Annotated in this window: 21 protein-coding genes and 1 tRNA gene; 5 read left to right on the top strand and 17 right to left on the bottom strand. The window is 36.6% G+C overall.

Features of this window, described 5'->3' with window-relative positions:
• Positions 1 to 20 precede the first annotated feature (20 nt).
• The 4 genes from A8B79_RS06565 to A8B79_RS06550 all read right to left on the bottom strand — a co-directional run bounded on the left by A8B79_RS06565 (position 21) and on the right by A8B79_RS06550 (position 5335).
• The gene (locus A8B79_RS06565) at positions 21 to 359 is read right to left on the bottom strand and encodes an MGMT family protein (RefSeq protein WP_066219789.1); all 339 of its coding nucleotides are present in this window, start codon (positions 357 to 359) and stop codon (positions 21 to 23) included.
• Positions 356 to 1120 carry a TatD family hydrolase gene (locus A8B79_RS06560; RefSeq protein ID WP_066219786.1) on the bottom strand — a complete coding sequence of 255 codons (765 nt, stop codon included), beginning with the start codon at positions 1118 to 1120 and terminating at the stop codon, positions 356 to 358. Before A8B79_RS06560 ends, A8B79_RS06565 begins: the two co-directional genes overlap by 4 nt.
• Positions 1121 to 1154: 34 nt before the next feature.
• Entirely contained in the window at positions 1155 to 3662 is a 2508-nt protein-coding gene (locus A8B79_RS06555) for an efflux RND transporter permease subunit (protein ID WP_066219784.1), read from the bottom strand.
• A gap of 98 nt (positions 3663 to 3760) precedes the next feature.
• Positions 3761 to 5335 carry a capsule assembly Wzi family protein gene (locus tag A8B79_RS06550; protein ID WP_066219779.1) on the bottom strand — a complete coding sequence of 525 codons (1575 nt, stop codon included), beginning with the start codon at positions 5333 to 5335 and terminating at the stop codon, positions 3761 to 3763.
• 214 nt (positions 5336 to 5549) lie between these two features.
• Here A8B79_RS06550 and A8B79_RS06545 point away from each other — a divergent pair, with 214 nt between their 5' ends.
• The gene (locus A8B79_RS06545; protein WP_066219776.1) at positions 5550 to 6596 is read left to right on the top strand and encodes a hypothetical protein; all 1047 of its coding nucleotides are present in this window, start codon (positions 5550 to 5552) and stop codon (positions 6594 to 6596) included.
• Positions 6597 to 6628: 32 nt separating this feature from the next.
• Here A8B79_RS06545 and A8B79_RS06540 read toward each other — a convergent pair whose 3' ends face one another.
• Together A8B79_RS06540 and A8B79_RS06535 are read right to left on the bottom strand one after the other, a co-directional pair.
• On the bottom strand, positions 6629 to 7348 hold the full coding sequence (locus tag A8B79_RS06540; protein WP_066219772.1) for a phosphocholine cytidylyltransferase family protein: 720 nt from the start codon (positions 7346 to 7348) through the stop codon (positions 6629 to 6631).
• Positions 7349 to 7351: 3 nt separating this feature from the next.
• Complete coding sequence (locus A8B79_RS06535) at positions 7352 to 8674, bottom strand: inositol-3-phosphate synthase (protein WP_066219769.1); 1323 nt, start codon at positions 8672 to 8674, stop codon at positions 7352 to 7354.
• Positions 8675 to 8871: 197 nt separating this feature from the next.
• Between A8B79_RS06535 and A8B79_RS06525 the strand changes: the two genes are divergently transcribed.
• Together A8B79_RS06525 and A8B79_RS06520 are read left to right on the top strand one after the other, a co-directional pair.
• Positions 8872 to 10680: a hypothetical protein gene (locus A8B79_RS06525; RefSeq protein ID WP_066219763.1), complete on the top strand. Its 1809-nt coding sequence runs from the start codon at positions 8872 to 8874 to the stop codon at positions 10678 to 10680.
• 42 nt (positions 10681 to 10722) lie between these two features.
• Entirely contained in the window at positions 10723 to 12192 is a 1470-nt protein-coding gene (locus A8B79_RS06520) for a lipopolysaccharide biosynthesis protein (protein ID WP_066219760.1), read from the top strand.
• Between the two features lie 4 nt (positions 12193 to 12196).
• Here A8B79_RS06520 and A8B79_RS06515 read toward each other — a convergent pair whose 3' ends face one another.
• A complete protein-coding gene (locus A8B79_RS06515) occupies positions 12197 to 13366 on the bottom strand; it encodes a CDP-glycerol glycerophosphotransferase family protein (protein ID WP_066219758.1) in 1170 nt (389 codons plus the stop codon).
• 134 nt (positions 13367 to 13500) lie between these two features.
• Between A8B79_RS06515 and A8B79_RS06510 the strand changes: the two genes are divergently transcribed.
• Entirely contained in the window at positions 13501 to 14643 is a 1143-nt protein-coding gene (locus A8B79_RS06510; protein WP_066219755.1) for a glycosyltransferase family 4 protein, read from the top strand.
• A complete protein-coding gene (locus A8B79_RS06505; RefSeq protein ID WP_066219752.1) occupies positions 14630 to 16111 on the top strand; it encodes an oligosaccharide flippase family protein in 1482 nt (493 codons plus the stop codon). Before A8B79_RS06510 ends, A8B79_RS06505 begins: the two co-directional genes overlap by 14 nt.
• Here A8B79_RS06505 and A8B79_RS06500 read toward each other — a convergent pair.
• From A8B79_RS06500 to atpE, 10 genes are all read right to left on the bottom strand, one after another.
• Entirely contained in the window at positions 16098 to 17234 is a 1137-nt protein-coding gene (locus A8B79_RS06500; protein ID WP_066219746.1) for a glycosyltransferase family 4 protein, read from the bottom strand. The two genes, A8B79_RS06505 and A8B79_RS06500, sit on opposite strands and share 14 nt — an antisense overlap.
• A 53-nt stretch (positions 17235 to 17287) precedes the next feature.
• The gene (locus A8B79_RS06495) at positions 17288 to 18136 is read right to left on the bottom strand and encodes a glycosyltransferase family 2 protein (protein ID WP_066219744.1); all 849 of its coding nucleotides are present in this window, start codon (positions 18134 to 18136) and stop codon (positions 17288 to 17290) included.
• A complete protein-coding gene (locus tag A8B79_RS06490; protein ID WP_066219741.1) occupies positions 18136 to 18723 on the bottom strand; it encodes an MlaC/ttg2D family ABC transporter substrate-binding protein in 588 nt (195 codons plus the stop codon). Before A8B79_RS06490 ends, A8B79_RS06495 begins: the two co-directional genes overlap by 1 nt.
• Positions 18724 to 18731: 8 nt before the next feature.
• Entirely contained in the window at positions 18732 to 20111 is a 1380-nt protein-coding gene (locus A8B79_RS06485; RefSeq protein ID WP_066219738.1) for a TolC family protein, read from the bottom strand.
• A gap of 80 nt (positions 20112 to 20191) precedes the next feature.
• Positions 20192 to 20276: transfer RNA gene (locus A8B79_RS06480), tRNA-Ser, on the bottom strand.
• Between the two features lie 32 nt (positions 20277 to 20308).
• Positions 20309 to 21199, bottom strand: coding sequence for an ATP synthase F1 subunit gamma (gene atpG / locus A8B79_RS06475; RefSeq protein WP_066219734.1), 891 nt, complete (start codon positions 21197 to 21199; stop codon positions 20309 to 20311).
• A gap of 3 nt (positions 21200 to 21202) precedes the next feature.
• Positions 21203 to 22819 (bottom strand): F0F1 ATP synthase subunit alpha, encoded by a 1617-nt coding sequence (atpA, locus tag A8B79_RS06470; protein WP_066219731.1) that lies wholly within the window; start codon positions 22817 to 22819, stop codon positions 21203 to 21205.
• Between the two features lie 35 nt (positions 22820 to 22854).
• Positions 22855 to 23403, bottom strand: coding sequence for an ATP synthase F1 subunit delta (gene atpH / locus A8B79_RS06465; protein WP_066219728.1), 549 nt, complete (start codon positions 23401 to 23403; stop codon positions 22855 to 22857).
• 9 nt (positions 23404 to 23412) lie between these two features.
• Positions 23413 to 23928, bottom strand: a complete 516-nt coding sequence (gene atpF / locus A8B79_RS06460; protein WP_066219726.1) for a F0F1 ATP synthase subunit B — start codon at positions 23926 to 23928, stop codon at positions 23413 to 23415.
• A gap of 13 nt (positions 23929 to 23941) precedes the next feature.
• Positions 23942 to 24163: an ATP synthase F0 subunit C gene (atpE, locus tag A8B79_RS06455; protein WP_082894083.1), complete on the bottom strand. Its 222-nt coding sequence runs from the start codon at positions 24161 to 24163 to the stop codon at positions 23942 to 23944.
• Between the last annotated feature and the right edge of the window lie 10 nt (positions 24164 to 24173).

The raw sequence follows: 24173 nt of genomic DNA, 5'->3' as shown, positions 1-24173 counted from the left end.
CTTGATCAGATGACAACAAGTTATAACTCATCAAACGGATTCCAAAAATGTTTATTGAAGTTAACGGTATATTCTGAAGTGAATTCCACCCCTTCTTGTTCCAATCTCTCACGCATTGAGTCATCTTCAAAAAAAGCTCTGCCGGTAAGTTGTCCAAGACGGTTTAAAACTCTGTGTGCAGGAATATGATAGCCAAGTTGCTCAGGATCATAATTATTAAGTGCATATCCAACCATTCTGGCTCCTGACTCCACTCCGAGATATCCTGCAATTACACCGTAAGAAGTAACTTTGCCCTCCGGTATTTTTGCTACAACCTCATAAACCCGCTGATAAAAGTCTTTGGTGGATGGTTTCATTGATCCAGTTTGAATAATGTTTTAGCGGTTTGCGATGTCTGATCAACAACTTCTTTAAGGCTGATCTCAAAAATATCAGCCAATTTCTCGGCAGTGAATTTCATGAAAGCAGGTTCATTTCGCTTTCCTCTTTTCGGCGTCGGTGATAAATAGGGAGCATCAGTTTCCAAAACCATTTTTTCTAAAGGAAGTTCTGCTACCGTTTTATCTACGCCACCATTTTTGAAGGTAACCACACCTCCTATTCCCAGATGTAATCCCATATCGATTGCGCGCTTTCCTTCTTCCACCGTTCCGTTAAAACAATGCCAAATTCCTTCTAAAGTACCATCCTGCTCCTGCTCAATGATATGCAAAAGATCATCTGTACTTTCCCGGTTGTGAAGTATGATCGGTTTGTTAACTTTCTTGGCAACTCTGCAATGAGCATGCAGGCTTAACTTCTGCTCTGTGATATGATCCTTACTCCAATAGTAATCGAGGCCGGTTTCGCCTACGCCGATTATTTCATCATCGGAACACAATTCTAACAATCTATTTTCGAAACCATCTTCCAACTCTTCAACATCACAGGGATGAAGTCCGGCCATTTTATGAAATTCGATTCCTTCAAAACTCAGTGAATCCATTTGTTTCAAAGAGCCGAAATCTATGGCAGGCATCAGAATAGTTTTAATTCCAGCTTCAACCGCTCTTTTATAAACTTCCTCTCTGTCTTCATCAAAGTCTTTCAAATAGATATGTGAATGAGTATCGATCATTTTGATGAACTTATTTTAAAATTCTCGATTAAAATCAGTATCTGATCCAGTCTTTATCTTCCAGCCATTGAATTAAAGCCGGTAAAAAGGTCAATGAAGTCAATAATGTCATTCCAATTCCAATCACTGCCATTACGCCCAATGATTGCAATCCGGGGTGACTTGTAAATAAAAGACCTGCAAAACCAAGCATAGTTGTTATAGATCCCATCGAAATATGTTGACCTGTACTGGAAAGCACTGCCCACATGGAATTTTTGCCTTCATCCCGATATCTGTGTGCCAAATGAACTCCGCTGTCTTCTCCAATTCCCAAAATGGCGGGGAGAACCACCAGATTATAAAAATTAAATTGAAGATCGAATATCATCATAATCCCAAATAGCCACAGTAAACCTACTACCAGAGGTAACATAGAAATTACTGACCATCTGAACGATCGGAATGTAAATATCATGAACAGGTAAATAATAATAAATGTCGCTCCAACCATATACGGACTTTCAGTTCGCATAAGATCAAGCATGGAAGCTGCAACTATAGATGTACTGGCAGCATAATATGTTTTCCCATTGTCCAGAGTTACTGATCCGATATCATCCTTAAAAGCTATAGATTTCTTTCCGTCAGAAAGTCCCACCGAAGGATAAATGATCACAAATCTTCCGACTTCTCCGTCTTTGGTTATAAATTTTGACTTGAGGTACGGAGGAATTTGATCGATCGTTAAAGGCTCTCTGGTCTGAGCTGCTCTGCGAAGTTTATCCAGATCTTCATCTTCCTTATTTCTGATGAATGTATTGTCTAGCAACTCCCTGACTCGGGCAATTTTCTGTAGTTTTCCTTCTTCCTCTTCTTCTGTGGCAGGAAAACGATCCTGAAGCGCTTCAATACTTAATATGGTAGGAGAACTTGTGTCAGCTTCCATTTTTTGATTTAACACTTCAACCAAATTTTCTACTTCACTGTCAGAATCCGCGATGATGTAAGCCGGATTTCTTTTATCTGAACTTCCAACCTGACCGGCTACTTTTCTGAATTTTTCATAAGAAGGATAGGTTGGTTCCAGCTTTCCGAAATCGTATTGGAAACTGAGAGTTCCGCTAAACCCTATTACAACTGCTGAAAGAACCAAACCGGCTACAACCGTAGTTCTTGCATACGGGTATTTTTTATTTTCCATTGAATTGGAAGTAGACTCCTTTTTAGAAAATAAAACCCAGTTAAATTTCTCAAAGATCACAAGTAATGACGGAAGTACATAGAGCATTGCAAATAGAGCAAGCATAATTCCTGTTCCGGAAATAAATCCGAATTCAGAAAATCCTCTGAAGTCAGCAAACATCAATACATACAGTGCAGAAGCTGTTGTAAATGCACTTACAAAAATTGCTTCTCCTGTTTTATCGTTTGTAGTCAAGATCGCTTCTTCGACCGAAAGTCCTGATGAACGAAGTTCAATATATCTGGCGTAATAATGAATACCATAATCGATACCCAGCCCGAATAATATCACGAACAGAACCGAGGTCATTGTATTCAGCATCCCCAGATAGAAATAAGTGATCCCAAATGTCCATACCAGACTCATGATGAGAGGCAAACCAATGATCAACACCGGCACCGGCATTCTTATCACATGGCTCCAAATACTGTGATTCAGGTCTTCATCTCTCCCTCTTCGATAGTGAATATATTTCTTTATAAAGAAGTACATCATAACCAGAAGCACTACACTTGAAATACCTGTCGCAAAGCTGCCTAGAACATCACTCATGATCGATGTGAGTTCCTCAAGGTGCCTTTTTAACCGACCTCCAAACTGAACTTCCATATCAGGATGATAAGAAGCCGGATTCATTGCGGTAAGAAGAGAATCGTATTTTGCAAACATGTCTTCAAGATACCGGATGTCACTTTTAGAGCCGGTTGGAAAGAACTTCAATACCATGATGGTACTGTCTTCATTTATCGGATATTCAGAAGGAACCAGCACATCGTAACTTTCTTTAAAGCTATCTGCTTTATCTTCTCCGTTGTCAGAGTTTTCTTCCTCATCTTCTTCAAAATCGATAAAAAATGGATTTGCTTCTTCTCTGGCATTATCGATCTCTTCTTGCAGCCAATCCGTTATCTCTTCCAGCTCTTCATCACTGGCCAGATACAAGGCATTATCCTTAATTATATCGGTGTCTTTTCGAAACTCGGCTCTTTTAAAATATTTGTCGTTGTACCGGGGATAAAACAGTTCCAGAGTTTTTGGGATCAGGTCTTCTGCAAACTTCTTATTTGCTTCAAAACTGGGTGACTTAATAGCCACCTGCATTTCAGTCTCTCCACCAACTGTATTCTTTAACTTATCAAGAGCCAATACATTGGGGTGGTTCTTTGGTAAAAGATTTGCAATGTCTGTGTCTATCTTTAGCTGAATAGAATAATAACCGCCAACTACAGCTAATAACAGACAAACACCCAAAACTAAAAATGGATGTTTGATATTTAATTTTAACAATGGCTGAAACAGCCCGAGAATTTTTTTCATTTAGTAAAAGCCGGAATTTCTTTAAGCATTCAATTTACCGAAAAGATCGCTCAATATTGAATCGAAATTGTAGTACAAGTTCATAGAGCGAGATGATATCATAGGTTTTTAAAATTAAACTTGAAGCCAACTTCGAACATTCCCACAAATCTGTTTGATTTCATCCCTTCTATATTTCTGAAATTATCAACTATGTTGTATCCCATATCAAGTTTTGCCCAAAAATAACTAACAGGGCTGTAATATGTCTTGAAAGCAAATCGTGTAGTTGATTCTACTGTTCCTGTTAGAACTATCTCAAATTCATCTCCATTGGGATAACTGCTTTGAAATGTTTGATTAATAATTTGTTCGCCTTGCTTCAATACACCAACATAAGGTTGAATCATTAATCCTTTAACCTTTAGATCAGCAAAATATTCCAAACTTAATTCACTAAAAACATAATCATTGAATTCTGTTGCAATTCCTTTGCCTAAATAAAGATATCTACCCTCTGCCTGATCAGTATTATATGTTTGATAAGTAATGAACTCCAGATCCCAATTTACAGCTATCGGTCTGTTCCGAAATGAATAACTGGAATTCACAATTAAACTAAAGTTATTCTTTTCGCTGATCCCACGTTCCTTTCTGTTGCCAATAAGATCGTCAATCATCATATCAAGATTTACGGAAAACCCACTCTTATTAAACCACAGATTCCCGCCTATAAAGAGGTTTTCAACCTGGTCTCTGGGATTAGACGCTTCCAGCAAAAAATATAAAAATCCCGGAATCATATATTTAGGCTCAGGATTTACATTCATACCTGAATATAAGATCCCTTCTTTCATGCTTAATGCTAAATGATCTGAAACTCTCCAGTCTATTCTTTTTAAACTTAAATACCTCCTCTTAGACAATGGGTCGTTAACCGTGTTTCCTTCAAATTCATCATTTCCACTAATGTTATCTAAAAAAGCATGAAGTGTTGTAAATGAAAATTTTCTGCTACCAATTGTATAGTTTATCTGATCAAAGGTGGGTGCATTATCAGACATAAAAGTTGATTTCCGATCATAAATACCCCAGTTATTCTCAAACCTGCCTACGTAACCCTGAAAATATTCTGAACTATACCCTACATACGAATCTTCATTTCGCATATATAATCTGTTTGTCGGATCTAAATCAAAAGGGCCAAATTCATAATACAGATCAAATCTTACATTCGTATTGATCGTAAAGTTTTTATAATCTGCAAAAAGTCCCAGATCTGTGAATGGCCAAACATATTTGGAATCTGATGTGGGTCGGTAGCTGTTTTTGATCTCGGAATTATTGAATACACTACCTGAAATCACATAAGGCTCAATAACATAATCTTTGGCTTCAAGCTTTTCCGAGTAGCGGATTTCTTCTTTAAGCTGATCGTACCACTCTTTTTCAATGTTAGACAAACGATCATAAACCAACTCTTGAAGCTCTTTATATATATCAAAATGTGTGTAAGGGAGCTTTGTCGGGTTTATAGAATTAAATCTACCTCTTTTGACAAATCTCTCAATTAATTGATAAGCTTTTTCATTTTCAAGTTCTAATATTCTGGATGTTTGTGCTATTAATTCAGAACTCAAAAAACTAAAAAGAAACAATACTACTGCTGCTACCCTTACTATGTATCGATGCATAGATTTATCTTAATTACAAATCGTTGACAATCACATTTAAGTATAAGAATTAACTTTAGAAAAAATATGTTTATTCATACTATGACTTAAATTGCTAAGTTATATTATAAAAGCTTTTATCCCGAAACTTTATTAGCGAAAAAGTAATTAAAGCATTACGAGTAAAACAATTATCATCTACAGTTCCACTAAACTAACTAACACAGTTCTGACCTTGAAGAATTCTATTTTATTATTCGTCATTTCATTAATCTCCTTATCAACCTACGGTCAGAGAATTGAGAGACCCGAAGGTGCTTTTCGTGATATTGAACCAACTGATTTTTTAGCCAAAAATATCCCTTCTAAGTATTACAGTGAGTTATACACCTATCAAATAAACCTCGATAATGGTGTTCAGATCGTGTACATATTTTCAATTAATGATTTTGGCTCACTTAAAGACAGAGTCACAGGAGGTAAACTTAGCGTACATTGGACCAATGGGAAAAACTATGTTGCAAATAAAGAATATCCCATGGACAAGTTTATCAATGAAGCAGATAGCAACTCCATAATATTACACCCTGAACGTAATTACTGGGCAAAAGGCAGTTTTGAAAACGAACATGTTTTAAATTTCAAAACAACCAAAGACGGGGTAGCTTATGATTTAAATCTTGTTCTTTATGATATCGCTAAAGGAAAAATTTGGGGTAATGGTATTTACAAGTACAAAGACACTCAATTTGGCTTGTCACTTCTCATTCCTCATGCAAAGGTTAAAGGTTATATCTCTATAAATGGTGAAAGAGTAGAAGCTAAAGGAACAGCTGTAATGGACCATACTTTTCAGAATAGTCTTGCAACTGATTTTATGGAAAAAAGTTACCGCTTAAAAACAGGCGACTCTTACAATGGTATGTTCATGCATTTTGTAACTGTGGAAAAAAATGGTCTGCTTTTTCCGATCGGATACGGTATTAAATACACCAATGGAGTTGAACAAATGCTTACGCCTTCAAAAATTACTCCTGATCAAACTAAAAAAACTCATGGAGTTTATCTGGATACACAGTTTACCGTAAAAACATACCAAACTGAAGCTCTTGATATCAAAATAGAAGAACACTTCAGCTCTTATTCTATTCTGGACGAACTCGGCGGATTAAAAAGAATATTTGCAAAAAGATATGTAGGAGGAGAAGTTATAGAGATGAATGGAACAGCATCGGTAAATAATGAGCCTGCCTTCTTCAATTTTCTAGCCGTTGATAGATAAATAGATAAGCTAAGCGAATCTTAATTCAACTTTTAAGAAAGAATTTTTTCCACGTATTCTAACATCTCAGGCGTATCAACGTCCTGCCAAAAACCTTCTTCTACATCTACTGTAAACATATTTCCTTCTTCGGCCAGATCCTGTACACCTTCTGAGATTGAAGTGTCTCCGTTTAACTCAAAGTGATTATTCAGAGCGTCCAAAATTCCTCTTGTACACACAAATACACCTGTATCAATACAATTAAAGTTCTTGATCTCTTTTCCGATGGATACAATTTTATCATTTTCGGAAAGAACTTTTGTTGCATCATCCATATCAAAAATGGTATCGATCTTATAATCGACCAGAAGAGCAGCAGCTCCTTCTTTTGGCTTATAATCCTTTGCAATTTCCATCAGTTTATCGCCAAGCACATGATCGGCCATTGTCATGATAAATAAATCACCAAGATGTTCTGAAGCTGATAATACAGATACTCCATTGCTCAAATTAAAACGCTCATTGAAAACAAATATCAATGGCGTATTACCTTTGTAGGATTCTGAAATTGCCTTTTCGATTTCTTTGTGACCATGTCCCAGAACAATTACAATTTTTGAACATCCTGCAACCTCCAAACTGGAAATCGTTCTAAAAATAAGCGGCTTTCCGGCTACCGGAGTGAGTGGCTTGAACTCAGTTAATGCACTTACACCTTCAAGTCTGGAACCATATCCGGCAGCTAAAATAAGACCTACTTTTTCAGACATCAATTAGCTTAGCGCCTCTTCTTCAAAGTTTTCAGAAAGATGAGTAACAGGTTTTTCTCCCGCAATAACACGAAGTGTATTCTTTAATCTGAAGTGCTGGATAAAAATATCATGCTCAGGAATATGTCCTGCTTTAACCTGAGGACTCTTGAAGTAGAAAGATAACCACTCCTGAATTCCACCTTTGCCTGCTCTTTTAGCGAAATCTAAGAATAAAGCCAGATCCAGAACAATAGGTGCTGCTAAAATTGAGTCTCTGCATAGAAAATCTACTTTGATCTGCATATCATATCCCATCCAGCCAAAGATATCAATATTGTCCCAACCTTCTTTTTCATCTCCTCTTGGAGGGTAATAGTTGATTCTCACTTTGTGATACAGATCACCATAGAGATCTTTATACAATTCAGGTTGAAGAATGGAATCCAGCACACCTGTCTTACTTACTTCTTTAGACTTGAAACTTTCAGGATCATCCAAAACCTCACCATCTCTGTTTCCAAGTATATTTGTAGAGAACCAACCTCTGATTCCCAGCATACGAGTTTTAAAACCCGGAGCTAGAATGGTTTTCATCAACGTTTGGCCTGTTTTAAAATCTTTCCCTGCAATAGGTACTCCTTCCTGCTCTGCTAACTGCTCAAGTGCAGGAAAATCTGCTGATAAATTTGGAGCTCCGTTTGCGTATGGCACTCCTTCCTTTATCGCTGCATATGCATATAATTGAGATGGCGCTATTGAATCATCGTTATTTCTTAAACCCTCTTCGAAAGCTTCAATTGATCTATGACAATCTGAATGATGCAAATGGACTTCAGTTGAACCGCACCAAACCATTACAGCTCTGTCTGCTCCGGTTTCTTTAAGTTTATTCCTGATATCTTCTCTTAAAGCTTCGGCGAGCTCCATTTTATTGGTTTGCTCTTTTACATTCGGCCCGTCAAGCTTCTTAACATAACGTTGGTTGAACGCTGCTTTCATTGGAGTTACTTTTTCAAGTTCCTCTTTTAGCGGATCCAGATCCTGTGGTTTTAACACATTAGCGTTTTTAGCTGCTTCAAAAGCATTGTCTGCTTTCACATCCCATCCGCCAAAAACAATATCATCTAATCCCGCGATATCTAAAAAATCTTTTATTAATGGGTTTCTATTCTCTGAGCGTGACCCAAGCCTGATCGTCTGTAATTGAGTTAGAGAACCAAATGGTTTGCTTAAATTCTTTCTGGCTGAAGCAACCCCAGCCATAAAGGTAGTTGCAACTGCTCCCATTCCCGGTGTAAGTACTAAAAGTTTTCCTTTGTGTGGAGCTATATCAGGCTTCGTCATTATTTCTTTTTTTGTTTAAAAATCTAATCTCAGAAAGATACGTAATTAAACAAAGTGATGTTAAAAGTTTCCTGTTTATAGATAAAATAATCTTAGTTATCTCTTCTGTTGCAGGATCTGTATCAATATTAAAGATTCTCTTGATTGATAATTCCCTATATTTCCACATTCATTGAACGATAAAATTTTTTAGTAAAATGCAGAATAGCTTCGAAGCAAAAAGTAAGGAGACCGATCAGTCTTCTGACAATATATTTACTGCTCCGGGCATCTATCTCTCGCAAAATTTCGCCGGCAAAAAAAAAGCATATACTTTTGGAACTTATAACATCCATATCAACGGCAGATTAAGTTCATATGCATCAAAAAGTGGCTGGACTTTATTTTTCGATGGAATATACCTTGATAGTTTTGATCACAAGTTAAGCGATGCAGAACGTGCTTTAGACCTATTTCTTGACAAAGGTGTTGAAACCGTTCAGAATAAGAATGGTTTTTTCAATGTACTTTTGATCAATGAAAACGGTACAAGTATTCATTTTTTAAGTGACGTGCTTTGCAGCAGACCCTGGTATGTTTATCAGCAAAATAATACAATTTCTGTTGCTCCCACCCCTACTTATTTTGCTGATATTGATCTCGAAATGTCGCTTAATGCTCAAGCTCTTTATGAACAAATAAGACTTTTGCACACAGGTTACAACAGAACATTGATCGAACAGATCCAGCGAGTATTACCTGGTTTTTCATACACAATAGAAACGAGTCAGACCCTAAAAAAAGAGAGGATCTTTTCGTTTGATCAACAAGTGGATTCAAGTCTTACGCTAGATGAATGCTCAGAATACATCAAGGATTTAAATGCTGAAGTTATTAAAGGAGTTCTGAATCACCCGCTTTTAAAGGACTTTAAAGTTCAGCTTCCGCTTACCGGAGGTCTTGATTCAAGACATCTTCTTGCTGAACTATTAGAGCAAAAAGCTGAAATAGATCAACTGCAGCATATTTTGATTCAAAAAAAAGATTTTGATCCTGTTACAAAAATAGCAGATTCTTTAAATCTTCCATTAAATTTTAGATCATTAGACCAGCTTGATACAAAAAACTTGTTAAGCAGATGGACTTCCCGAACCGGCGGTCTGTCCAATGTACATCAATACTATTTGCTGAATCTGAAAAACACTAATTCGGATGAAAGCAGAATTAGTTTTAATGGATATCTTATGGATTTACTTATGGGGATGTCGGTTAAAACTGACAAACTCAATTCTGATAATCCTTATAAAGCTGTTTGGAACAGAACCTACTCCAGCCCTACCATAAGAAAATTACTCATCCCCGATTCAAAGAAACATGAAAAAGCAACTGAAGCACTGATCAAAGAACAGGTTTCTGCTTTTAAAGGGGAAGGGTGGTTTAAAATGTTAATGCTTGATCTCCATAACAGAGGTCTGCATTACACCGGAAATATTGATGCCATGCTGGAAGACGAGGTGTACTCATTTTCACCGGCGGCAAGTTTGTCTGTTTACCAGTATGCTGCTAAAGCTCCCCATTCTGTAGCCGGAGATAAGAAAGCCCGTTTACATTCCTTACAAAAATATTTCCCTGAAATAGCGAGTTTTCCGGGTGTTGAAGGAATCCCATTTTCAGAAATGAAGATTAGGGCAGAAATTATAGAATCGCCTATACTTAAAAACCTGAAATCGCTGTTTAAAGCGATAAAATCCGGTTTTAAGAAAGATCATGCACCGGAATCAGAACACTCATGGATTCGGAAAAATGAAGACCTGAATACCATTCACCGTAACGCTATTCTAAATAGTGAATTAGTAAATGATGGCCATATTAATTCTATGGGATTAAAGCTATCTTGGCGTTTGAATGAAATGGGGGGATATCAAGGTTGGACTTTGATGAGTTTTTTAAGCGCAGAAGTGGCTTACAGGCTTCTGGTAAAAAAACAATCCCAAACTGAAGTATTAAATCTGTTATTCAAAAAGTAATACACTGAATGCTTATTAAACTTTATAACAAGAAGTTATTTTATGAGTTCTGCTAATTCATTTTCAACCCAGGTTATAAAATCTTTTTTATACTCAGGAGCGGGCAACACATTTAGCAAAATCATAAATGTGATAGGGCTTTTTGTAGTTCTTAAACTTATTTCCCCGGAAGCTTTCGGTATTGCCAGTATTGTACTTGCCATTTTCGCTGTGATATTAGCTGTAACTGAGATGGGTCTTGGTGTGGCTATAGTTCAGGCTAATAGTCTTAAGAAACGTGAAATAGACAGTTTATTCTGGTTATCATTAATGCTGACAGGAGTGCTCTATGGAGTCATTTTTCTCTTAGCTCCGTTTGCTGCTCAGTTTTATGAAGAACCACTTATTACGCCATTAGTCAGAGTACACGGTATCATTGTAGTGTTTTTTACTTTCTATTTTGTACCAAGAAATTTATTAAAACGAGAACTGTTTTTTAAAGAGCTTGCAATAATAGACAATGTTGCACTGCTTGCTTCAACTGTGATCATGGTTACTCTGGGATACATGGGATACGGAGCCTGGGCCATTATTGGAGGTGAAGTTGGAAACAGACTTGGTCAACTTATTCTAAGTCATGCCTACAAACCCTTTTGGCCAAGATTCCAGTTTAACTGGGAAGAAGTTAAAGATCGAGTCTATTTTGGTTTATATGCTACAGGTTCAAGGCTTTTATACAATTTATATTCAAATGCTGATTACTTAATTGTAGGAAAGATCTTTGGTACACAAGCAGTTGGTATTTACACTTTAGCTTACAGAATTGTCACTGATACCGTAAAAACTCTTACTTCAAATCTTAATGAAGTTGCATACCCGGCTTTTTCAAGATTGCAGGATGACCTTAAACGTTTACAGCTTTATTTCTTTACTTTAGCCAGAGGAAGTTTACAATTAAACAGCATTATCTTAATAATAATAGCTCTTTTTGTAGATGATATTTTGCTGTTCACCGGCTATAATGAATGGCTTGACGCAGTACCTCTGGTTCAATTATTAGCAGCCTCTGCTGTTCTCAGAACTGTTTCGCCCCTGGTTCCACAATTGTTGAATGCTGTGGGAGAAGCTAAATTAAACTTCTACTACTCTCTGTCTAATGCTATTATAATGCCGCTCGCATTCTTAGTGGGAGCTCAATTCGGATTATTAGGCGTTGGCTGGTCGTGGGTGATTGGATATCCTGTCGTTGTGCTTTTATTATTTTATTTTGGTAGTAAGAAAATTGAGCTTTCACTCTTCACTTTTATTAGAAGAGCGTTCTCAGGTTTCTGGCTATTACCTGTTCTGTTGCTAACGGGATTAGGTATTCAATACGGTCTTAAATTCCTTTTTGAAGGTGAGTCGATTTTTGTCCCAATTTTGGGTGTTCCTATTGTACTGGCGCTGGGTTTGTTCATTGTATACACAAAAGAAAAAGAAACCATTGCATTACTAAGAGGAAAGATCAAAAAATTACCGTCAGATACGGAGTAGTACTTTAGTTACTCACAAGACCAGTTAAGGTATTCCAAATTCGCTCACAGTTCTTTCCATCTGCACCAAGCATATGTTTATCTAAATAGTTCTGAGAAGCCTCTTTGCAGCAATCAGGATCATCTAACCCTTGGAATATCTGCTCCATCATTTCATCATAATTTCTGGCTAATAAACCACCATTATCTTCCGGCGGATATTTCCAGATAAAACGAACAGAGTCAATCATTTTTTTACGAATACCCAAAAGGGTTTTATTTCTCCACATAAAAGATTCATGCTCGCTCTTTACCGGATAAATATGAACCGTTGGTCTTTTAGTAGCGTAAAAAAGATTCGCTATGCTGCTGAAATTAGTTACCATAACATCTGCAACCTGTAGGTCTAAGAAATTGTCAGGATTTGAATCTTTGAATTTCAACAACACATTAGGATACTTTACTTCTAAATTTTGAAGAAATTCTACATAGTGATGATCAAAACGGTATGAATCATGAAGTCTCAGAATTACATTTACATTTTTTTCTTGTAATTCCTTTAACGCTCTGTTAAAAAGAGTATCGTCATCTCCCCAATGTGAAAATACTTCCCCATAATGCCATGTAGGTGCAATCAACACCGTTTTTCTATTTATAACGTCAAATGGATAGTATGGCTGTAACTTCTCTTTAGACACTTCTTCTCTAAGGTAGTCATGGCTTGCTGACCCCAGAGTTACACAGTTTTCAGGATGGAAACCACTTATCTTGGTTCTGTGTTCAAAATCAACCGGACCAAAACAAAGCCACTTAATATTGTTGTTAGGGATTTTCATATCTCCCCAGCTAAGTCGGATGTTTCTATGAATCCATTTGAACTCTTCTTCATCATTCGGCCCTTTCCATCCGTATCCATGCCACAGTATCAATGCCTTTGGACTTACTGCTCTAAGCGGAATATTATTATCCAGAATAGTCACATCGGGATCGAAACCACTGATCCCTTTTATAATATTGATCTTATTAAACTCAAATATATCTAGATCCAGATCCCATAACTTATATATGCCTTCACTTTTAAATTTCTCAACTTCCTTCATTAAAACCTTAATTTCGACATTCTCCTTTTCGGAAAGGTATCGTGTAAGGCTTAACAGATCTGCCCCAAAAGTAGTAGCGTAAATGAGAATTTTCATTAAAAGGCGTTCAAAAAAATTAATTTAATTTGGCTTAATCGGTCGAAAATATACATCATTTAACGGTTAAAATATAAATCGTTTTAGAGTATCAATTTATTATCTTTTAGCAATTTCGAATTATATAACCAAGCATGCCTCCAACGAGGAAGATCGCTTTATTTTCTACGTCGTTTCTGCCTTATTCTCAAACTTTTCTTTACGATGAAATAAGAGCCCATTCAGAAAATTATGATATAACTGTATTTTGCAAAGACCGGCAGAATGAAGACCGATTTCCATACGATCAGTTTCATAAACCCAAAGGAAAATTATCTGAGATCATATACCAAAACATAGCTTATTGGCCTTCATTTAAAAAAATTATAGGTAATGGTAACTTTGATCTGATTCATGCTCATTTTGGATTCGGAGCCGTTTATGCTTTGCCCTATGTAAAGAAATTCAAGATACCCTTCGTAGTCACTTTTCATGGAGTTGATGTTGCTTCATTAATGGGTTTACAGAAGTACAAATCTGAAAGATGGCGTTATTACTTAAAACACAAACAGATTTTTGACCATGCAACTTTACTTTTAGCAGCAAGCGAAGAATTACGAGCATTGTTAATTGAGCTAGGGGCAGATCCGGCTAAAGTGAAAGTTTATCATCTTGGGATCGATCTCTCAAAATTTGACTATCAGGAACCTAACCCTGCGGAACAGGTCAATTTTGTAATGATAGGCAGGTTCACCCCTAAAAAAGCTCATTTATATGTTTTAAGAGCCTTTAATAAAATTATTAGAGATGGGATGAATGCTTCGTTAACTTTTATTGGGTCAGGAGATTTAAAAACCAAAGCTCTGAAATTTGTTGAAGAAAACGATCTCTCAACACATGTGACATTTAAAGGAATTCTAACACCTGAAGAAGTTTCAGAGGTTTTAAAATCTTCGGATGTACTGGTTGCACCAAGCGTCGTAGCTTTTGATCAAGACAGAGAAAGCGGATTAATAGTAATTAAGGAAGCAGGTAGCGTAGGTGTACCCGCCATTGGAACCTGGCACGGGGGAATTCATGAGATCATAGATAATGGGAAAACAGGTTTTTTAATTCCTGAAAGGAATATCCCTGAGCTTGTTCAGAAAATGAAATTATTCATTCAGCAACCGGAGTTGATTAAGAAATTTGGTAAAGCTTCACGTTTGAAAATGGAAAAAGAATACGACCTTTTTAATCAGGTAAAGAAGCTGGAAGAATTATATGAAGAAGCCATAAGAGAGCATGAGCGTATCTAAAGAACTTAAAAAAGGGGCTTTTGTTAACTTTTTCGGAGTGGTGGGAAAAATGGCTGCTCCTGCTTTCCTTATAATTGTTAACCGGCTTTACGGTCCTGAAATTTTCGGAATCTATATAACTGCAAATATAGCTATAGAAATAATCATCGCATTTTTGACTTCCGGTTTTAAAGATGGAGCGTTAATTTTTGTTTCCCGATTTTCGGATAGCAAAGATGACCAACAAGAATTATATACTGCGCTTTCGAATGCATTCTTATGGAGCGTAGGGCTTTCTCTACTTGTATTCACATTTTCAATTCTATTTGGTGCCCAACTTTTGGAAATGATATATCAAGATGAATTCTCTTCCTCTTTGATCACCATATTCCAAATAATGATCTTGTCAATTCCTTTGATGGCATTTGAGCGTATTGTTTTAGCATCTACTCAAGGATTAAAGATTATGAAATACGATGCTATCAATAATGGATGGATACGTCCTATTGCATTACTAATATTTTCAATTCTCTTCTGGTTCGTATCACCAACGGTTACAGGAATGGCATTGGCTTATTTCTCTTGTCAGGCTTTACTGTTTTTGATCTCTCTGGTTATTTATAACAAACTATTTAGTTGGAAGAAGCTTCTTTTAACATTCAGAAATTTTAAAATCAATTCCGAGCTCGTAGAATTTGCAATTCCTCAAAGCTTAAATATGACACTGAATCGATTTATTACCGGAATTGATATTTTAATGCTACCTGCATTTGGATTTGGTCCGGCAGTTGTTGGATTTTATGGAGCGGGTTCAATGCTTATCAGAGAGATCCGCTCGGTTAAAATGATCTTTTCAACAGCCTTTAACCCATTTATAGTTAGGCTACACAAAGAAAATAAATTTGAAGAGCTTTCCCATCATTTTTCAAAAACCGCATCCTGGATCACAACTATTGCATTCCCAATAATTCTTTTAATCACTGTTTTTAAAGATCATTTATTGATCCTTATACATCCCGAATATGGAGGAGATTCATCTTTTATGTTCTATCTACTGCCTATTCCCTACTTGTATTGTTCATTTAGCCTTGCTGGAAATATTGTTGCCATGACAGGACATTCAAAACTCAACCTGATGAACAGCTTTATCGTTGCTTCTTCTAACATTGTATTGAACTTACTTTTGATACCAAAATTTGGAATAATTGGAGCCGCTTCAGCTTCATCAATGGCAATGTTTATACTCATATGCTTTGAAATGGCAGAAGCTAGATTTGTAGCTAAAGCTAAAATGTATTTTAAAGAAGTATTCAGAGCCCATTTAGCCGGCTTTGCAGCTACTGCTTTTTTACTATTCAGCTATCTGAACACCTTTGAAAACTTCGAGTTTATAAAAAATCCGTTTGTTCAAACGATTGGAATAATCTTAATCGTTGGTGGGATCTTAGGAATCGAAAAGATAAACCGGTTAAGAACTAAGCTGAGATAGATCTTTTTATAAAGTTCAGAATCTCATTAGCTCTGTTTTCCCAGGTATTCTTTAGCATTTCTTCTTTAGCATTTTTCCCAAGCAGAGTTCGTAATTGCTTGTCGCTAATTAATTCTCTGAATCCTTTTTCTTCTTCTTCACAATCATCCGGCTTAACTAAATAAGCTGTTTTCTTATGAGATAATACTTCAGATACATCTTCTGAGTTAGGAGCAAAAATTGCAGTTCCTGAAGCTTTATAAATAAATGTCTTAAGCGGGAGCACCGTATTCCCTACTATATCTCTTGCAATTAAAGTTGGTGGTATATACAGAATATCCGATGCCTTCAACAAAGAAAATACATAGTCCTTCTTTAACCAACCTAATACCATTACATTTTCCAACTCTTCTGCAGCCTTCTCAATAGAACCTCTCTTCTCTGATCCTACCAATAGAAACTGTACCTCACGATTCCTTTCCGCTAATCTTATAAACCTGTCTAATCCTTTTTTTGCTGAAATTCGTCCTGAATAAGTAACTAATAACTTATTCAGAGGTATCTGTAGTTCCTTTCTTATTTCCTCTTCTGTATCAGGGTTGTACTCATCAATATCAAATGCATTGTGAGCAACTAATAGATCTTCATTACCAAATCCTGCATCAAGAAAACTCTGCTTTGCAAAATCTGAATGTGTTATGATACCAAGTAATCTCTTGTTTTTAGAAAGCTTCTTGAATAATAATCTGGATTGGAAATTTCTATCAGGCCATGGTCTGTAAGATTCGAAAACCAAGCGCTTCTTCGTAAATAGCATAAATGCAATTAAAACAGGGATATTTCTAGTATAGAATACGTCGAAATCTTTTGTCCCAAAGAGAAAGACTGATTTTAGCGCGAAATACACTTTTTCAAAACTTCTGATATTTCTAAATAAAGTTGATACAAACCTTAACTCGAAAGTACATTCTTTCCCAAAGTAACTTTCTATATCAGTTTTATCGGCTTTCTTTGAATAACTGTAACAAAAACTAATAAGTGTAACTTCAGAAGTCTTACCTAGTGCAGATAAGGAAGACACAATCTGCTCTGCATCAGCGGATGTTCTTGGATATATTTGATCAGAGACAAATGCTATTTTCATGGAATAGTATTCTGATTAACCTATGTAAGAATTACGATAAATTATCAGCATTTCTAATTCATTATCTTAAACTTAACCGTTTTTATGACCACCGATGCAATATGAAATGGGAATAGAATTATCAGATGCTTATGATATCTATAAATTACTTTAAAGCAGAAATTAAGTTGATTCTTAAATTCATCGATCATATTAAAGTTTCTTTTATTCATTCCACCGCTTATATCGGTCCTCCTGATTAACTCAGGTTTTTCTCTGAAATCAATATGATGATTTTCGTCTAAGATACGATTTAGTTTAAAAGCGAAAGAGTGCTCATCCTGGTGTCTTATATCTTCGTCCCAAAGCCCGGCTTTGATTGCCCATTTTCTACGCACTGATGAATTAGTACCATGTAACCATTCAACACCCTTTATATTTACTTTAAGTTGTGCATATGTATATGGGAATTTTAAATAGCTATATCTCATGCACTTTTTCTTAAAAAAGGGTTTTACCCAATCCTTATATGGATCTCCGGTTTTATCGTTTAGTACATGTCTACCGGTAAAACCTATTAGCATAGGGTCTTTGTAAGCTTCTACATGCTCTGCAACCCATTGATCTGAAAAAGGAAGATCGTCATCATCAATAAAAATTAAAATTTCACCCGTAGCATTTTTTACCCCTTCATTTCGAGCTTTAGGCCCCCCTAGTGGTGTATATTTTAGGAGCTTTATTCTATGATCTTCAGCTTCGATCTCATTGAGTTTCTCCCAATCATTACCCTCATAATTGGTTGATTGTTCAACAATTATAATTTCAAAGTTCTTGTATTTCTGAGTTCTTAAAACATCAAGCAACTCTAGTAATGCAGGAAGTCTGTTAAATGACCGAACTATTACAGAGGCTTTTGTATCCACTAACTTCTTGCTGCTCTTTTTCTCAATGTACTTAATAATGATTCAAAACCCTTCCTCTTAATAATACGCTGAAACTGACGATTATAAGATTCGGCTGTGGAAACCTCATCCAGAATAAGATCCGTAATTACCCACTCATCCCCTTTCATTACCATTGTATAATCCACAGGTGTTCTGATGTCATCTAGCTCTGCAAAAGTTTTTACCATCGCCTCATTCCCATCTACCGTAATAGAATTGTAAGTAACCTCTGCTCTGTATATATCTAATTTATTTAAAGATTGATCTCTTACTATTGTAGCAAATAATTCAACGAACTCAGTTTGGATCTCAGTACTCAAAGTATCATAAGTATCTTCAAGAGCGTATTTAGCCATAGATTCAAAATCAATAACTCCGTTAATGATATCTTTTATTTCAGCTCTTTGTTCGTCACTATATTCAGAACCTTTTGGGCCGAGCAAAGTCTTCACTTGTTGATCTCTTTGTTCTAATAATGTTTTGATCTCTTCTTTTGGTGTTTGTGCCTGAAGTATTGTTACTAGTCCAAAAACAAACAACAACATTGGAAATATTCTTCTTTTCATTCTATCTATTAATTATTCTTTTGTAGTAATTCTAACGGAATTCCCGCTGCATTATTTAGTTTGGCCATGGATGTATTGAATTCAAATATACTTTCTTTCTCTTTAAGTCTTAATTCAAGTTCCATTTTCATGGCGTCAATAAGGTCTTTAACTTCTCCTATACCAAAATCATAGTCCTGTTGTTCCATTCGTAACCATTGTTTTGTGGTAAGCAAAGCTTCATCTGTTCTCTCAACCTTAACTTCAGCTACAGCTGCTTTCTGGTATGCTTGGTTTACTTCCAGGAGGATACCATCTTTTGCAGCTTCGGATAAGTAATCCATTTTTCTCAATTCTATCTTTACTCTGTCTAATTGAGTTTTGGCTTGAAAGAAATTTAAATTTTGTCTTATAGTGATACCAAAAGCAGTATTAAATGTATTCTCAGGTGTACTTATAAATGGATTCGGTTGTCTTGGACGGATTGGTGTTGAAGCAAATGTAGTAGTAAATCCTAAATAAAGACCGGGTAAATTACTTGCTTTTTGATAGTCAATATATTTCATCAAAGCATCTTTTCCGGTAGATATACCACGTAATTCATTTCTATTTAAAAATGCGCTGTTTTGGTAGTGATCCAATCCTGAAAGCTTTGTTCCTAAAGGATCTAAATACCTAATAGAAGGTGTATATATAGTACCATTTTCATTTCTCAGAATATACTCCCACGTTTGCTTAACGAAAACTAAACTTTCATCCACTTCAGCTTTCTGTATACCAAATTGTGCTTTAAAAACTTTAAATTTATACACATCGGTCTCGTCAATATCATCCCCTTCTTCCTGAGCATCGTCCAAAGAGTTTTCAATTTGGTTGATCTTATCCTCTGCATCTTTAAGTAAGCGTTCGATTTCCAAAGCGAGTACATAGCTGTAATACAACTCAAATAAACGCACCTCCATATCTTCTTTTTTTGCATGAAATTCGAATTCAGTTGCTTTCACTGCTTCCTCAGCTGCTGATATCGCTTTATTTATTGAGCCCCATGTAAATACCGGTTGAACTCCGGTAATTCTCAGGCGGTTGAATACCCCAACTTTGTCCCAGTCATTTTTTGCGTTCGGATCCAGATAGATCTCTTCTTCCGGAAAATTACCCGGTGATGATACCCCCGGAACAAGTGCATGCTCGGATCTGAAATTAAGACTTGGTAAAAAACGCTGATCCTTAGCTGAGCTTACTCTATTCTCTGCAAGATCAACATTTGTTTTATCATATTTTATTTGCCCCGAATTGCTTATACCAATATCAATAAAATCGCGGAGTGAAATTTCCAAAGTATCCTGAGCACATACTACCTGTGCTGATACTAAAATGAAAAAGATGAAAATAGAAAAGATTTTTTTCATAGAATTATTTTGAGCTTGTAACGCAACAAAGTATCAATTATTTAAACAAAAATAGCCCTTAACGGGCTATTTAAAAAATGCGGAGAGTGAGGGATTCGAACCCCCGGTACCTTGCGGCACAACGGTTTTCAAGACCGCCGCATTCGACCACTCTGCCAACTCTCCGTCGAAATATCAATAAATCTAACTGAATCTAATTATTCACTTAGCGCTTGCGCACCGGAAACAATCTCAGAGATTTCAGTTGTAATAGCACTTTGTCTTGCCTGGTTATACTTAAGCTTCAGATCACGTTTAAGTTCCTTAGCATTCTCAGTAGCACTATCCATCGCAGACATTCTTGCACCTTGTTCAGAAGCATTAGATTCAAGTATAGCTTTCCACAATTGAGTGTTCAAATGCAGAGGTAATAATTTTTCTAAAATTGCTTCAGAATTTGGCTCGTAAATATAGTCAATAGAAGTTTTAGAATCACCCTCTGATTTAACATCAAAACTATCCGGATCAATAGGTAAAACTTTATCGATCTTTCTGTTTTGAGCTATCACAGATCTGAACTCATTAAATACGATATAAACTTCATCATAGCTACCTTCAACAAAATCGTTAGTAGCAGATTCCATGATCGCTGAAGTTGGATCATATTCAATAGTGTCAAAGAACCCCGGAAAAGATTCAATTACATTATAACTTCTCTTTTTAAAGTAAGCTGTAGCTTTCTTACCAATCGTAACAAGAGAAACAGTTCCTGCTTCTAACTGATTAGAAAAATCCTTTGTTAAGCTTTTTTCAAGCGCTTTGAAAAGGTTGTTATTGAATCCACCACAAAGACCTCTGTCAGAACCTACAACTATGAAAAGTATATTCTGATTGGTCTCAGACTTTTCAACTAACGGACTATTGATACTTCCACTCTCAGCAAGCCTACCTACAACATTTTGAATCTTAGCAGCATAAGGGCGGGTTTTTGTCATTCGCTCTTGCGCTTTTCTAAGCTTAGCAGCAGCAACCATTTTCATGGCTTTTGTAATTTGCTGAGTACTATCAACAGTACCAATTCTGTTCCGTATGTCGCGTAAGTTAGGCATAGATTAAGCTTCTTGTCCCGCTAAAATTTGATCAATAACAGTATTAGCTGAATCCAGAACTTTTGATCCGAAATCATCACTTAAAACTCCTGATGTAGCAAGACCTTCCATTTCAGTACTGTATTTAGATAATACAGTCTCAAGGAATTGTGTTTCAAATTCGCTAATTAGATCAACAGGTAACTTATCAAGAAGTCCTGCATCATTAACTTTCAGCAGAACGATCTGTCTTTCAACCTGAAGTGGTTGATAAACATCTTGCTTCAATAGCTCTACCGTTCTTTCACCTTTTCTCAATTGAGCTTGTGTAGCAGCATCAAGATCAGATCCGAACTTAGCAAAAGCTTCTAATTCACGGTACTGAGCCAGATCAAGCTTCAATGTACCTGATAGTTTCTTCATCGATTTAACCTGAGCAGATCCACCTACACGAGATACTGAAGTACCAACGTCGATTGCAGGACGAATACCGGAGTTAAATAAGTCAGTATCCAAAAAGATCTGACCATCAGTAATAGAAATTACGTTTGTTGGGATGTAAGCAGAAACGTCACCCGCTTGTGTTTCAATAACAGGAAGTGCAGTTAACGATCCACCACCTTTTACCATTGGCCTTAAGCCTTCAGGTATGTTGTTCATTGCCTTAGCTACTTTATCATCATTAATGATCTTAGCAGAACGCTCAAGTAAACGACTGTGAAGATAGAATACATCACCTGGATATGCTTCGCGTCCCGGAGGTCTTTTCAAAAGTAGAGACATCTCACGGTATGCAACAGCTTGCTTAGAAAGATCATCATAAATTACCAATGCGTGACGACCAGTATCACGGATGTACTCTCCAACAGCTGCACCGGCAAATGGCGCGATATACTGCATTGGAGCAGATGAACTTGCAGGAGCAGATACAACTACAGTGTAATCCATTGCTCCGTTTTCTTCAAGAACTTGCTTAATACCTGCAACTGTTGAACCTTTCTGTCCAATTGCTACATAAATACAGAAAACCGGCTTATCTGAATCCTGAGTTGCTTTCTGGTTTAGAATTGTATCAATAGCCACAGAAGTTTTACCTGTCTGGCGGTCACCAATAATAAGCTCACGCTGTCCTCTACCAATTGGGATCAAAGAGTCAATTGCTTTGATACCTGTCTGTAACGGCTCGGCTACAGGCTCACGATAAATTACACCAGGAGCTTTACGCTCTAGAGGCAACTTAATAGTATCGCCTGTTATTGGACCTTTACCGTCAATTGGGTTTCCAAGTGGATCAATAACACGACCTAAAACACCTTCACCTACATTAATAGATGCAATGTCTTGAGTTCTTTTAACAGTATGGCCTTCTTTTACAGAACTTGAAGAACCGAACAACACGATACCCACGTTGTCTTCTTCAAGGTTAAGTACCATTCCTGTGATGTTATTACCATTTTCATCTTTAGAATCCGGTAATTCCACAAGCTCACCCGCTTGCACTTTAGAGAGGCCATAAACACGTGCAATACCGTCACCTACTTCAAGTACGGTACCTACATCATAAACATCAGCTTCGTTGTCGAAACCGCTTAGTTGTTTACGTAATATGGCTGAAACTTCGTCTGGTCTGACTTGGCTCATTGTATTATTAATTTCTAAATCTTTTCAAATTCTTGTTATTCCATCGATGACTCGAGGAATCTTGTTTCAAGCTGTTCTAGCTTATGCTTAACTGTAGCATCAATTACAGTGTCATCAATTTTTACTGAAATCCCACCTCTCAGATCTTCTTGTTCTTTAAGATCAAGATTTACTGTTTTCGAAGTCGTTCTTTCAAGCATCTTTGTCAGTTCAGTGATCTGCCCTGTTTCTAATGCTTTCGCAGTTTTTACTTCAACTGTTATGATTCCGGCATGAACATTGTAAACATCTATAAACGCAGTAGCTACTTCATCAAGAATATCTTCTCTGCCCTTATTTGTAAGTAAACCAATAAACTGAGAAACTTCTTTTGATACTTTACCATCAAAAATTGAGGATAAAGCATTTCGTTTATCAGCCGGTTTAACAACAGGGCTTTTAAGAAATACTCTTAATTCCTTAGAGCTTTCGATAGTTTCTTTGATAAGATGAATATCTTTCAAAGTATTCTCAATCGAATTCTGCTCATCAGCACTTTCAAGAAGCGCTGTTGCGTAACGTTTTGCTGCTTTTGATACCAACATCAGCTAAGCTTAGTTTTTTGACAGGTCGGTAATAAAATTATCGACCAGCTTGTTGTTCTTATCGTTATCTAGTTCCGCATCGATGATAATAGAAGCAGATTTGATCGCTAATTGAGCAACTTCATTTCGAAGTTCCAATAACGCCTGCTTCTTTTCCTGCTCAATAGAAGCTTTCGCTTGTTCTATTATTTGAGCAGCTTCATCTTTAGCTTTCGAAATTCGTTCTGAACGAAGGAGTTCCGCTTCTTCTAAAGCTTCCTTTCGGATTTTTTGAGCTTTAGCTTCAGCTTCACGGAGTGCTTTTTCGTTATCTTTCGATACTTCTTCTGCTCTCGCTAAAGCTTTCTCAGCAGATTCTAAAGAATCTTTGATCTTCGCTTCGCGAGATACAAGTGCATCCATGATTGGCGGAACTGCATACTTCATCATTACCAGAATAAATACGATCATGGATATAAGTATCCACAACGCAAACCCCGGATTAAATGATAATAAACCTCCTCCGCCTGCTAAAAGAAAAGTCATTTCTTATCCTTTATTATTGACCGATTCCAAGAGCAAGAAGGATACAGATAACTGCACCTAAAAGAGCAACACCCTCGATGAAAGCTGCAGTAAGAATCATTGCACCACGGATATCTCCGGACGCTTCTGGCTGACGAGCAATACTTTCTGTAGCTCCTTTACCAATCATTCCGATTCCGATTCCAGCACCAAGTGCCACGATTCCAGCTCCAATACCAGCTGCTAAAAGTCCCATAGTATTCTTT

Source organism: Balneola sp. EhC07 (assembly GCF_001650905.1).
GTDB lineage: Bacteria > Bacteroidota > Rhodothermia > Balneolales > Balneolaceae > Balneola.
The sequence above is the reverse complement of the archived record's forward strand: the minus strand, read 5'-3'. Positions and strand labels throughout refer to the sequence as shown.

Excerpts from the sequence above, each read along its gene's own strand:
- A8B79_RS06565 (WP_066219789.1), bottom strand. The coding sequence starts at position 359 with ATGAAACCATCCACCAAAGACTTTTATCAGCGGGTTTATGAGGTTGTA.
- A8B79_RS06560 (WP_066219786.1), bottom strand. The coding sequence starts at position 1,120 with ATGATCGATACTCATTCACATATCTATTTGAAAGACTTTGATGAAGAC.
- A8B79_RS06555 (WP_066219784.1), bottom strand. The coding sequence starts at position 3,662 with ATGAAAAAAATTCTCGGGCTGTTTCAGCCATTGTTAAAATTAAATATC.
- A8B79_RS06550 (WP_066219779.1), bottom strand. The coding sequence starts at position 5,335 with ATGCATCGATACATAGTAAGGGTAGCAGCAGTAGTATTGTTTCTTTTT.
- A8B79_RS06540 (WP_066219772.1), bottom strand. The coding sequence starts at position 7,348 with ATGTCTGAAAAAGTAGGTCTTATTTTAGCTGCCGGATATGGTTCCAGA.
- A8B79_RS06535 (WP_066219769.1), bottom strand. The coding sequence starts at position 8,674 with ATGACGAAGCCTGATATAGCTCCACACAAAGGAAAACTTTTAGTACTT.
- A8B79_RS06525 (WP_066219763.1), top strand. The coding sequence starts at position 8,872 with ATGCAGAATAGCTTCGAAGCAAAAAGTAAGGAGACCGATCAGTCTTCT.
- A8B79_RS06520 (WP_066219760.1), top strand. The coding sequence starts at position 10,723 with ATGAGTTCTGCTAATTCATTTTCAACCCAGGTTATAAAATCTTTTTTA.
- A8B79_RS06515 (WP_066219758.1), bottom strand. The coding sequence starts at position 13,366 with ATGAAAATTCTCATTTACGCTACTACTTTTGGGGCAGATCTGTTAAGC.
- A8B79_RS06510 (WP_066219755.1), top strand. The coding sequence starts at position 13,501 with ATGCCTCCAACGAGGAAGATCGCTTTATTTTCTACGTCGTTTCTGCCT.
- A8B79_RS06505 (WP_066219752.1), top strand. The coding sequence starts at position 14,630 with ATGAGCGTATCTAAAGAACTTAAAAAAGGGGCTTTTGTTAACTTTTTC.
- A8B79_RS06500 (WP_066219746.1), bottom strand. The coding sequence starts at position 17,234 with ATGAAAATAGCATTTGTCTCTGATCAAATATATCCAAGAACATCCGCT.
- A8B79_RS06490 (WP_066219741.1), bottom strand. The coding sequence starts at position 18,723 with ATGAAAAGAAGAATATTTCCAATGTTGTTGTTTGTTTTTGGACTAGTA.
- A8B79_RS06485 (WP_066219738.1), bottom strand. The coding sequence starts at position 20,111 with ATGAAAAAAATCTTTTCTATTTTCATCTTTTTCATTTTAGTATCAGCA.
- atpG (WP_066219734.1), bottom strand. The coding sequence starts at position 21,199 with ATGCCTAACTTACGCGACATACGGAACAGAATTGGTACTGTTGATAGT.
- atpA (WP_066219731.1), bottom strand. The coding sequence starts at position 22,819 with ATGAGCCAAGTCAGACCAGACGAAGTTTCAGCCATATTACGTAAACAA.
- atpH (WP_066219728.1), bottom strand. The coding sequence starts at position 23,403 with ATGTTGGTATCAAAAGCAGCAAAACGTTACGCAACAGCGCTTCTTGAA.
- atpF (WP_066219726.1), bottom strand. The coding sequence starts at position 23,928 with ATGACTTTTCTTTTAGCAGGCGGAGGAGGTTTATTATCATTTAATCCG.
- atpE (WP_082894083.1), bottom strand. The coding sequence starts at position 24,163 with ATGGGACTTTTAGCAGCTGGTATTGGAGCTGGAATCGTGGCACTTGGT.